Below are 11,558 nucleotides of genomic sequence, written 5' to 3'. Positions count from 1 at the left end.
TCTGTTTGTTATGGACGGATTACAAGATTTGGTTTCTTTTTCAGGCTGTGTCTGCCGTCAACGAAGCGGACAGTGCCTGATTTTGCACGGATAACTAAGCTTTCAGTTGTGCCGACAGAGCCTTTGAATTGAACGCCTTTTAACAGCTCGCCGTCCGTTACACCGGTAGCTGCAAAAATCGCGTCATCACCCTTCACAAGGTCTTCCATGCGGAGGACTTTGCTTAAATCAAGGCCCATTTTGTGACAGCGTGTGATTTCTTCTTCGCTTTGCGGAAGAAGTTTACCAATAATTTCTCCGCCGAGCGCTTTTAACGCAACAGCGGATAGCACACCCTCAGGAGCTCCACCTGATCCGAACAGGATATCAACGCCCGTGTGGTCGAAAGCCGTGTTGATGGCGCCTGCGACATCGCCATCATTGATCAATTTGATTCTGGCGCCGGCCTCACGAAGTTCAGAAATAATTTTTGCGTGTCTTTCACGGTTTAAGATTGTGGCAACGACGTCCTCAACGTCCTTGTTTTTCGCTTTTGCCACCGCTTTAAGGTTATCAATGACGGGTGCTTCAATATCAATGCAGCCCACCGCTTCCGGACCGACTGCGATTTTTTGCATATACATGTCAGGAGCGTTCAGAAGCGTGCCGTGGTCTGCTACCGCAATAACCGTCAGCGCGTTCCAGCCGCCGCTTGCTAGGATGTTTGTGCCTTCAAGAGGGTCAACTGCGACATCGACGCGCGGGCCGTACCCATTTCCGAGTTTTTCCCCGATATACAGCATCGGCGCTTCGTCCATTTCGCCTTCACCGATCACAACGGTCCCTTTCATCGGAACTGTATCAAAAACGTCTCTCATTGCGCTCGTTGCCGCTTCATCAGCCTCATCTTTTTTTCCCCGGCCCATCCATCTTGCAGATGCCAATGCCGCAGCTTCGGTCACACGTACCAATTCCATTGATAAACTTCTTTCCATTTCAACACGATCTCCTCTCACAAGAAACCATTATGAATTTTGAAGCTGTTCTATTTCTTCGTCAGTCATTCTTTCACGCCAGATTGTCGCTCCAAGCCCCTCAAGCTTCTTCTCAAGGCTGCTGTATCCGCGGTCAATATGCTCCAGGCCCGTAATTTCCGTGACGCCGTCAGCCATCAGGCCGGCTACCACCAGACAAGCTCCGGCACGCAGATCGCTCGCCTTCACTTTTGCGCCTTGAAGCTCGACAGGACCTGTGATGATGGCAGATCTGCCTTCTACTTTCATATTGGCACCCATTCGTCTCAGCTCATCAATGTGCTTGAATCTTGCCGAGTAGATGGTGTCTGTTACGACGCTTGTCCCTTTTGCCCTTGTCAGGAGCGCCGTCATCGGCTGCTGCAAATCAGTCGGAAAGCCCGGGTATACAAGGGTTTTGACATCAACCGGCTTTAAGTGCTTCTGCCCGCCGACAATGAGAAGCTGGTCGTCGCTTGTTTCGATATGATAACCCATTTCTCTCAGCTTTGCCGTTAACGACTCAAGATGAGTGGGAATCACATTATCGATAATAACTTCCTTTCCCATTGCAGCTCCTGCAATCATAAATGTCCCGGCCTCAATTCTGTCCGGTATGATCGTATGCTTGCAGCCGTGCAGTTCCTTCACGCCGTCAATTCGGATCACATTGGTTCCCGCACCTTTGATTTTGGCTCCCATGCTGGTAAGCAGTGTCGCGACATCAATGATCTCAGGCTCCTTGGCAGCGTTTTCGATGATCGTTTTTCCTTCTGCCAAAACAGCGGCAAGCATAATGTTAATGGTTGCCCCTACGCTTACGACATCTAAATAAATACGTGCGCCTCTCAGCCTTTCAGCACGCAAATAAATAGCACCCTGTTCATTGGTCACTTCAGCCCCTAGCGCTTCAAAGCCTTTGATATGCTGATCAATCGGACGGGGCCCTAAGTGGCAGCCGCCGGGCAATCCGATGACGGCCTGCTTGAAGCGGCCGAGCATCGCCCCCATTAAATAATAGGACGCGCGAAGCTTTTTTACTTTCCCGTTAGGAAGCGGCATGCTGATCATCGACGTGGGGTCAACAACCATTTCCCCATTCTCAAAATGCACGTTGCCGCCGATTTCCTTTAACAGGTCACGCAGCGTTTCAATATCTGAAATCTCTGGAAGCCCTTCAATTGTCACCTCGGAATTTGCCAAAATGGTTGCAGGTATTAATGCAACAGCACTATTTTTAGCGCCGCTGATATGTACTGTACCGTTTAACGAGTCACCGCCGGCAATATTCAACTTTTCCATGATAGTCTCCTTCCATAAGAAGATAGCTGCGGAGCTAAATAAAATGTCATTTTATTCTGTCTCTGCAAATAAAGCTCATGTCCAAAATCTAGCCAATTCGAAGAGAAAGAATACAACACATTGTAAAATATCAGGAAGAAAATAGCGAAGCTTTGCGGGGTACAGGTTTCGAAAGTTGCACAGAGACCCGCCGGCTCAAGAGACATCGTCTTCATCCGGCAAAAGCAGTACGCAAACCCTTCATCCCGATATCAGCTTCTGCAGCCCAATGATTCCTTCTCTGTAAAGCGGCGTCAGCATCTGTAGGTCCGCTGTATCAGACGGTGAAAAACAAAGACCGCGGCAAACAGGCATAAAGCTGTTTGCCGCCCTTTGCAATTATTTATTCCAGTCTGCCAGGAATTGTTCAATTCCTTTGTCTGTTAACGGATGCTTAGTGAGCGCATGAATGACTTTCAGCGGCATTGTGCCGATATGAGCCCCTCTTAGAGCGGCTTCTGTCACGTGCTGCGGATGGCGGATTGACGCTGCAATGATTTGCGTGTCAAGACCGTGAATGTCAAAAATCGTCTTGACGTCTGAAATCAGGTCAAGTCCGTTGTGGCCGATGTCATCTAAACGTCCCAGGAATGGAGATACATACGTTGCCCCAGCTCTGGCAGCGAGAAGCGCCTGGTTGGCATTGAAGATCAATGTGACGTTTGTTTTGATGCCTAAGTCAGTAAGTGCTCTTACCGCTTTTAAGCCATCAGTCGTCATCGGGATTTTCACCGTAATGTTCGGAGCGATTTTCGCCAGTTCTTTTCCTTCCTCGATCATTTCCTCAGCTTTCAAAGAAATAACCTCTGCGCTTACAGAGCCTTTCACGACATCTGTGATCTCGCGAAGACGGTCGTGGAATGATACGTTAGCTTCTTTTGCTACTAAACTAGGATTCGTCGTTACACCGGCGAGAATTCCTAATTCATTCGCTTCTTTAATTTCATCGATATTGGCTGTATCAACAAAGAATAACATTTTCAAAAAGCCTCCCTGATTAAGAAATTTTCTGAACTGTGAATATGATTGCGCTTTCTAAAGATAGACGGAAAACCGCCTGTCAAGCTGTCAGGCGGCTATAAACGTTCCAATTGAATTAAGCTTGGTTTGAAGAACCAAATTCACGCATTTTACCGATAACTGTTTCTTTGATCGCTTCACGAGCTGGTCCAAGGTATTTACGTGGATCGTACTCGTTAGGCTTAGCTGCCAATGTTTCGCGAACAGCTTTTGCAGAAGAAATTTGGTTTTCAGTATTCACGTTGATTTTAGCTGTACCAAGTGAAATTGATTTTTTGATGTCATCAGTCGGAATTCCAGTACCGCCGTGAAGAACTAGCGGAAGACCAGTTGACTTTCCGATCTCTTCCATCTCTTTGAAACCAAGGTTTGGCTCACCTTTGTAAGGGCCGTGAACAGAACCTAAAGCAGGTGCAAGGCAGTCGATGCCAGTGCGCTCAACAAGCTCTTGGCACTCTTTCGGATCAGCGTAGATTACGCCTTCAGCGATAACGTCATCTTCTTGTCCGCCGACTGTTCCAAGCTCAGCTTCTACAGATACTCCGTGGAAATGAGCAAGCTCAACAACTTTAGAAGTTGTTGCTACGTTTTCTTCAAATGGATGGTGAGAAGCGTCGATCATTACAGATGTGAAACCTGCATGAATCGCTTTCGCACAAGATTCAAAGCTTGAACCGTGGTCTAAGTGAATCGCAACAGGAACTGTCACTTTGTACTCTTCCATAAGTGCTTTTACCATAGCAACGACTGTTTTGAAGCCGCCCATGTAGCGTCCCGCACCTTCGGAAACACCAAGGATCACTGGAGATTTTTCTTCTTCAGCTGCTTGTAAAATCGCTTGAGTAAACTCAAGGTTGTTTAAGTTAAATTGTCCTACAGCATAACCTTTTTCTTTAGCTGTATTCAACATTTCCGTCATAGAAACTAAAGGCATGTCGAATGTCCTCCTTATGTAGCCTGATTGTCTTCTAGCGAAAAAAGCTTTCCACCCTAGCATGACCCATCTATTGCTGTCATATGTAAATACCAGATCGCTTTTTCTCCATAACTAGAATACCAACTTTTCGACAAATCGGCAACACAATGACATGATTCATTTGTTTCTTCTTTTTGTCAATTAGACTTCAGGGGCAGATATTTTTTCACGGCGTCTCTGATTTCGTCGATGTCAAACGGCTTCGCAAAGTGCGTCAAAGCGCCCAGTTCCTTTGATTCCTGGATCATGTCGAGCTCTCCGTATGCCGTCATGATAATCACCCGGATGTTTTCGTCAATGACCTTCATCCGTTTTAAGATTTCGATACCGTCCATGCCGGGAATTTTCATGTCCAGAAGCACAAGGTCGGGCCGTTCTTTTGTCACGATGTCAAGCGCCTGCAGGCCGTTTGCAGCCTGAAACGTCTGGTAGCCTTCTTTATTGAATACTTCATTAAGCAAAATACGTATGCCGTATTGATCATCAACGATTAAAATTTTTTCATTCATCATTTTACACCCCAATATTATGATTTTCGTCAAAAGTAAGCAGTAGTGTATGTATTCTGTTTGATTTTCCTATTTCCTTTAATTATAATAGTCTACTTTACGACATTTTCTGAGCATTTTCTCTTTTGTTGTATACTGATATTGTACGTTATAAAGGAGGATTCACTTATGTTGAAAATATTTACGACGCAGTTAACAGGTATTTTTTCCCGCATTCAGGATAAGGAATCTGACGCGATTGAAGATGGGGCGCGGCTGCTTGCACAAGCGGTGATCAGCGGGCATTCCATTTATTTATACGGTGCCAATGAGCTTCAGGGCGTCTTTTATGAGGCCACCGAAAGCAGCGAACCCTTCCCATCTGTCAAAGCCTTTCCACAAAGCGCTGAGGAAGTGACAGAAAGCGACAGGGTGCTGATGTTTTGCTCTGGGACGGGGACAGCCGAAGAGCAGGCGCTCGCGAAAGAGCTTTATGAAAAAGGCACGGGAGTCGTATGCGTATCGCCGGCAGCTAAAGACAGTGCGGGAATTGAACAATATTGCGATGTGCATATTGATTCTAAATTAAAAATGCCGCTCGTTCCCGATGAGGACGGCACCCGTTACGGATTTCCCTCTTTAATGACAGCACTGTATGTCTACCATGCATTATCGTTTACATTAAAAGAAATTCTGCAAGAGTATGCATAATATCTTATTGTACATGCTGTATCTTGCAGGAAACAAATAAAAAAGACTTGCCCGCTTTTGACAAACGGCAAGTCTTTTTTGATTACTTCTGATTTGCAGCTTCGACAGACGCTCCGATAAAGCCTTTGAAAAGAGGCTGAGGTCTTGTCGGTCTTGACTTGAACTCTGGGTGGAACTGAGAAGCCACGAACCAAGGGTGGTCTTTCAGCTCGATGATTTCAACAAGGCGTCCGTCAGGGCTTGTGCCTGAGAATACAAAGCCTTGGTCTTCCATTTGCTGTCTGAATTCGTTGTTGAATTCATAACGGTGGCGGTGACGCTCGTACACCACTTCATCCTGATACACTTCAAAGGCTTTCGTGCCCTCTTCAAGCTTACATGGGTAAAGGCCGAGACGAAGCGTTCCTCCGAGATCCTCAACATCCTTCTGTTCAGGAAGAAGGTCAATGATCGGGTATTGAGTTGACGGATCAATTTCCGCAGAGTGAGCGCCTTTTAAGCCTAATACATTACGTGCGTATTCAATAGACGCAACCTGCATGCCCAAGCAAATACCCAAGAATGGAATGTTGTTTTCGCGCGCGTATTTTGTTGCAACGATTTTACCTTCAACACCGCGGTCTCCGAATCCGCCCGGCACGATGATGCCGTCCGTTCCGCTTGTGAGCTCTTCGATGTTGCTTTCTGTCACTTCTTCTGCGTTGATCCATTTCACTTTTACATCTGTGTCAAACGCATATCCCGCATGGCGGAGAGACTCGACAACAGAGATGTATGCGTCAGGAAGCTCAACGTATTTACCGACAAGGCCGATCGTAATTGTTTGAGACAGATTGCTAACCTTGTTAACAAGCTCTTTCCACTCTGACATTTCAGCCTCTTTGCATGCCAATTGCATGTGCTCGCAAACAAGCTTGTCTAGTCCTTGTTTTTGCAGCTCAAGCGGAATGGAGTATAGGTTGTCCGCATCCTCACACTCGATCACCGCTTTTGTATCGATGTCGCAGAATAGCGCAATTTTATCTTTCATATCTTGAGAAATCGGCATTTCTGTACGCACGACGATGATGTTTGGCTGAATGCCCAAGCTGCGTAATTCTTTTACGCTGTGCTGTGTCGGTTTTGTTTTCAATTCGCCCGCAGCTTTAATGTAAGGAACAAGCGTACAGTGGATGTACATTACGTTTTCACGGCCGATGTCGCTCTTCATTTGGCGGATCGCTTCAAGGAATGGCAGTGATTCGATGTCCCCGACAGTACCGCCGATTTCTGTAATGACGACATCCGCGTTTGTTTCTTTCCCCGCGCGGTAAACACGGTCTTTCAGTTCGTTTGTGATGTGCGGGATAACCTGTACGGTTCCGCCAAGGTAGTCTCCGCGGCGTTCTTTTTTAAGAACTGTTGAATAGATTTTACCAGTTGTCACGTTGCTGAATTTATTGAGGTTGATGTCGATAAAACGCTCATAGTGACCAAGGTCCAAGTCTGTTTCGGCGCCGTCATCCGTTACGAATACTTCACCGTGCTGGTATGGGCTCATTGTCCCCGGGTCGACGTTGATGTATGGATCAAATTTTTGGATCGTCACGTTCAGTCCACGGTTTTTCAGCAAACGTCCCAATGAAGCTGCTACAATACCCTTTCCAAGTGAGGATACGACTCCCCCGGTTACAAAAATATATTTCGTCATTTCGTTTGCTCCTCTCTTCGCTCTTAGCTACATTTTTAAAATGTACTGTTTTATAGAAAATCATTTAGCATTTTAAATGATTTATAAGAAAAATGAGGGGTGAAAATAAGAAAGCTCCCTTTCAATTTCTTGAAAGGGAGCATAACGCACTATGTTCTCTCTTCGTTTTTGAAGAGCCCAAAATACATACTACATAGTTCGACTTTGAAAGTCAAGATGGTTTTGATGATGATCTATTACTATTTGAGATCCTCATCTTCATCATCAAGATCTTCATCATCTTCCTCAATAATATCCTCTTCAATCTCAAGATCATCATCGTCTTCATCAAGATCTTCATCGTCAAAATCGTCGGTGTCAAGATCAAGTTCTTCCTCGACTTCATCTAAATCAATGTCGTCTTCGTCGATCACTTCAAACTCGTCAAGGTCAAGATCTTCTTTGACTACTTTCTTCGCTTTTTTCTTTTTCGCCTTGACGGTCGGCTGCGTTTCTTCGTCAAGCTGATCATACGGATACCAGCTGCGAAGTCCCCAAGTCTGGTCAGAAAGCGCCAGGAAGCGGCCGTCAATGTTTAAATCTGTATAAAATTGAGCGATGCGGTCTCCAAGCTCTTCTTTTGTCACGCCGAGCAAAGATGCAATTTCATTTAAAAGCTCCTGAAAAGGAACTGGTTTTTTATGTTCTTCAAATAATTCGTGAGCGATTTCAACTAAAGCCATTTCCTTTAGCTCTTCCTGTGAATATTGTTTGATACCCAAGGTCGGACACTCCCTTTCTATTACTTATGTATCTGTTTTATCAATAATGAAAGCGATTTTGTATCGTTCTTATACAAACCATACCTCTCATTATAAACAAAATAAAACAGAATATGCTACCCTTAACAGCGTTAATTTAAATAATTTTACAAGAGTGTTCCGACTGATAGATGTTTTGCGTCAATCCGCGAGCATTCTGGAGATGACAAGTCTTTGAATTTCTTGAGTGCCTTCATAGATTTGCGTGATTTTTGCATCACGCATATAGCGTTCAACCGGATAATCTTTTGTATAGCCATAGCCGCCGAAAATCTGCACGGCTTCGGTCGTCACCTTCATCGCCGTATCCCCCGCCAGCAGTTTGGACATGGCGGAAGCTTTTCCATATGGAAGGCCTGATGATTCAAGCCACGCCGCCTGATAGGTCAATAGCCTTGAAGCTTCTATCATTGTAGCCATATCTGCGAGTTTAAAAGCGATGCCCTGCTGCTCGGCGATCGATTTTCTGAATTGCTTTCTCTCTTTTGCGTATTGAAGCGCCGCATCAAGCGCCCCCTGAGCGATGCCCACAGCTTGAGCGGCAATGCCGTTTCTGCCTCCGTCAAGCGTCTTCATCGCGATTTTGAAGCCTTCCCCTTCTTCTCCGAGTCGGTTTGCTGCAGGCACAACGCAATCTTCGAACGTGATTTCCGTTGTCGGGGACGAACGAATGCCCAGCTTCTTTTCTTTCTTGCCTGTCAAAAATCCTTCGAAATCCTTTTCTACTATAAAAGCGGAAATGCCTTTTTTCTTTTTCTCGGGATCGGTGACTGCAAAAACAATGTAAATATCCGCAATCCCGCCGTTTGTGATAAACACTTTTGAACCATTTAACACATAATCATCGCCGATTCGTTCAGCAGTTGTTTTCATGCCGCCGGCGTCAGAGCCGGACCCTGCTTCGGTCAAAGCAAAAGCGCCGATTTTCTCTCCTAGGGCCAGTTGTGTCAAATACTCTGTCTTCTGTTCTTCCGTCCCAAAGGCAAACAGCGGCCAGCTGCAAAGAGAGATATGGGCGGAAAGCGTCACACCGGTGGAGGCGCACACTTTTGACAGTTCCTCCACCACGATGACGTAGGCCAGATAGTCACTTCCGATTCCTCCATAATCTTCAGGCCACGGAATTCCCGTCAGCCCCAGATTCGCCATTTCCCGAAACAGCTCGCGGTCGAAGCGTTCTTGTTCGTCGCGTTCTGCGGCTGTCGGGGCCACCTCATGCTTCGCAAAATCACGCACCAATTTTTGTATCATCTCGTGTTCTTCTGATAATGAAAACTTCATGGCTTCTCCCCCATTTTCATATCAGCACCTAAGACAGATTGAGCCAGAAGCTCGGCGACATCATACGTTTTGACTTGGTCTTCGGCTTCTTTCGCCTTTGTGCCATCTCCGAGCATCGTGAGACAGTACGGACAGCCTGAGCTGATCACCGATGGGTTGACCGCGAGCGCTTGCTCTGTCCTGGCGACATTAATCCTATTGCCCGTTTCTTCCTCCATCCACATTAATCCCCCGCCGGCGCCGCAGCACATGCCGGTTTCCCGGTTTCTCTCCATTTCAATCAGCTGTACGCCAGGAATGGCTTTCAAAATCTCCCTCGGCTGATCATAGACTTCGTTGTACCGGCCCAAGTAGCATGAATCATGGAAGGTAATCACCTCTTGAAGGGGGTGCTGCGGTTTTAGTTTCCCGTTCCTCACCAGCTCGGCCAGCACTTCTGTATGATGATAAACCTCGCCTTCAAAACCGAAATCAGGGTACTCATTTTTAAATAAATTGTATGCATGCGGATCGATCGTAACGATTTTTTCCACATGATTTTTTTCAAATTCAGAGATATTCTTCTCAGCCAGCTCTTGGAATAAAAATTCATTTCCGAGGCGGCGCGGCGTGTCTCCTGAATTTTTTTCTTTATTACCGAGGATCGCGAAGGACACGCCCGCGTGATTGAGCAGCTTGGCAAAGGAAATCGCGATTTTCTGGCTTCTGTTGTCGTATGACCCCATGGAACCGACCCAGAAAAGATACTCAAATTCTTTTCCTTCTTTTTTCATTTCTTTCACGGTCAGAATCTCAGCATCCGGCGCCGCGTCACGCCAATTTTCACGTTCCTTGCGGTTGAGGCCCCACGGATTTCCCTGCCGCTCGATACTGGTCATGGCGCGCTGTGCGTCACTGTCCATTTTTCCTTCTGTCAGTACGAGGTAGCGGCGAAGGTCAATGATTTTATCCACGTGCTCGTTCATGACCGGACATTGATCCTCACAATTCCGGCAAGTGGTGCACGCCCAAATTTCTTCCTCTGTGATGACGTCGCCGATCAAGCTCGGATTGTAATCTAGCGCTGCAGCGGCCTCCTGCGATCCGCTGCCCGCTGACGCCGCCGCCAGCTGATTGCCTCTCGTATGCCGGAACGCTGCCGCGGGCACCCATGGCGAACGCGAGGTGACAGCGGCGCCTTTTTCAGTAAGATGGTCTCTGAGACGCAAAATCAAGTCCATCGGCGACAGCATTTTTCCGGTGCCTGTTGCAGGGCACATATTGGTGCAGCGGCCGCACTCGACACACGCGTACAGATCAAGCAGCTGAGTCTGCCGAAAATCTTCAATTTTCCCCGCTCCGTAGCTTTCTTTCGTTTCATCGGTAAAATCAATTTTTTCAAGCTTTCCGGCTGATTCCATTCTATTGAAGAAGACATTGGCAGGTCCGGCGATTAAATGGGCATGCTTCGACTGAGGCACGTACACTAAAAAGCTCAGCAAAAACAGAAGATGCACCCACCATGCGATATAGAAAATCACCGCCGCACCTGTTTCCCCGACCCCGCTAAGCAAAAACGCGATACCTGATGCAATCGGCTCGCTCCACGAAAGCCCGTGCTCATGCCAGATCAGATTCATCCCGTTTCCAAGCAGAACCGTCAGCATTAATCCCCCGATAAAAATGAGAACGAGCCCTGCTTTGAAACCGCGTTTCAGCCTGACGAGCTTTTCAATATAACGTCTGTAGAATGCCCAGCCTACAGCAATTAAAATAAGAAATGTAACGATTTCCTGAAAAAAGGTGAAGGCGGGATAGACAGGGCCAAGCGGCAGATTCCGATCGGGAGCCAGTCCTTTGATAATAAAGTCAATTGCTCCGAACTGAACCAATATAAATCCGTAGAAAAACATGACGTGAATGATTCCGCTTTTCTTGTCCTTGAGCAGTTTTTTCTGTCCGAATACATTCACCCATATGGCGCGAAGCCGTTCCTTGATCCGTTGATCAAAATGTTCTTTCTGCCCGAGCCTGATGTAGGCCAGTCTCGTTTTAACCAAGTAGACAAACAAATAGAAAGCGTAAGCGGTTACAATCAGAAATAACAATGCATTTGCGATGAGAAAGCCGCTCATTCTAATTCCCCCTTTTTACTGATAAAGACCGCGATCCCCTACCCTCGAATCTGTATAAGATTATCTTTATGATAAATAATGAATGAGTGTTCAGTCAATAATTAAATTCCAGCTGATCGGGCACACTACCTTTACTACGGAAAGG

10 protein-coding genes are annotated in these 11,558 nt (G+C 46.5%); 1 reads left to right on the top strand and 9 read right to left on the bottom strand.

Annotated features, from left to right (window positions below):
* Positions 1 to 8: 8 nt before the first annotated feature.
* The 5 genes from glpX to spo0F form a co-directional block, all read right to left on the bottom strand.
* Complete coding sequence (glpX, locus tag AC0DBE_RS18220; protein WP_003242962.1) at positions 9 to 974, bottom strand: class II fructose-bisphosphatase; 966 nt, start codon at positions 972 to 974, stop codon at positions 9 to 11.
* A 30-nt stretch (positions 975 to 1,004) separates the two neighbouring features.
* Positions 1,005 to 2,294, bottom strand: coding sequence for a UDP-N-acetylglucosamine 1-carboxyvinyltransferase (locus AC0DBE_RS18215; protein WP_014115520.1), 1,290 nt, complete (start codon positions 2,292 to 2,294; stop codon positions 1,005 to 1,007).
* Positions 2,295 to 2,672: 378 nt separating this feature from the next.
* The gene (gene fsa, locus AC0DBE_RS18210) at positions 2,673 to 3,311 is read right to left on the bottom strand and encodes a fructose-6-phosphate aldolase (protein WP_014115521.1); all 639 of its coding nucleotides are present in this window, start codon (positions 3,309 to 3,311) and stop codon (positions 2,673 to 2,675) included.
* 118 nt (positions 3,312 to 3,429) lie between these two features.
* Positions 3,430 to 4,287 (bottom strand): class II fructose-bisphosphate aldolase, encoded by an 858-nt coding sequence (locus tag AC0DBE_RS18205; protein ID WP_014115522.1) that lies wholly within the window; start codon positions 4,285 to 4,287, stop codon positions 3,430 to 3,432.
* Positions 4,288 to 4,466: 179 nt separating this feature from the next.
* Positions 4,467 to 4,841: a sporulation initiation phosphotransferase Spo0F gene (spo0F, locus tag AC0DBE_RS18200; RefSeq protein ID WP_003227621.1), complete on the bottom strand. Its 375-nt coding sequence runs from the start codon at positions 4,839 to 4,841 to the stop codon at positions 4,467 to 4,469.
* A 165-nt stretch (positions 4,842 to 5,006) separates the two neighbouring features.
* On the opposite strand from spo0F, the gene AC0DBE_RS18195 reads away from it, so the two are divergent.
* Positions 5,007 to 5,528 (top strand): DUF2529 domain-containing protein, encoded by a 522-nt coding sequence (locus tag AC0DBE_RS18195; protein WP_472963206.1) that lies wholly within the window; start codon positions 5,007 to 5,009, stop codon positions 5,526 to 5,528.
* A gap of 82 nt (positions 5,529 to 5,610) precedes the next feature.
* Here AC0DBE_RS18195 and pyrG read toward each other — a convergent pair whose 3' ends face one another.
* The 4 genes from pyrG to AC0DBE_RS18175 all read right to left on the bottom strand — a co-directional run bounded on the left by pyrG (position 5,611) and on the right by AC0DBE_RS18175 (position 11,413).
* Positions 5,611 to 7,218 carry a glutamine hydrolyzing CTP synthase gene (gene pyrG / locus AC0DBE_RS18190; RefSeq protein WP_014115524.1) on the bottom strand — a complete coding sequence of 536 codons (1,608 nt, stop codon included), beginning with the start codon at positions 7,216 to 7,218 and terminating at the stop codon, positions 5,611 to 5,613.
* Positions 7,219 to 7,457: 239 nt separating this feature from the next.
* A complete protein-coding gene (gene rpoE / locus AC0DBE_RS18185) occupies positions 7,458 to 7,979 on the bottom strand; it encodes a DNA-directed RNA polymerase subunit delta (RefSeq protein ID WP_472963203.1) in 522 nt (173 codons plus the stop codon).
* A gap of 180 nt (positions 7,980 to 8,159) precedes the next feature.
* The gene (gene acdA / locus AC0DBE_RS18180) at positions 8,160 to 9,299 is read right to left on the bottom strand and encodes an acyl-CoA dehydrogenase AcdA (RefSeq protein WP_472963201.1); all 1,140 of its coding nucleotides are present in this window, start codon (positions 9,297 to 9,299) and stop codon (positions 8,160 to 8,162) included.
* Positions 9,296 to 11,413: a heterodisulfide reductase-related iron-sulfur binding cluster gene (locus AC0DBE_RS18175; protein WP_472963199.1), complete on the bottom strand. Its 2,118-nt coding sequence runs from the start codon at positions 11,411 to 11,413 to the stop codon at positions 9,296 to 9,298. Before AC0DBE_RS18175 ends, acdA begins: the two co-directional genes overlap by 4 nt.
* Positions 11,414 to 11,558 lie beyond the last annotated feature (145 nt).

Source organism: Bacillus sp. VA15, from assembly GCF_055721145.1.
This window is presented reverse-complemented; position numbering and strand designations above follow the sequence as displayed.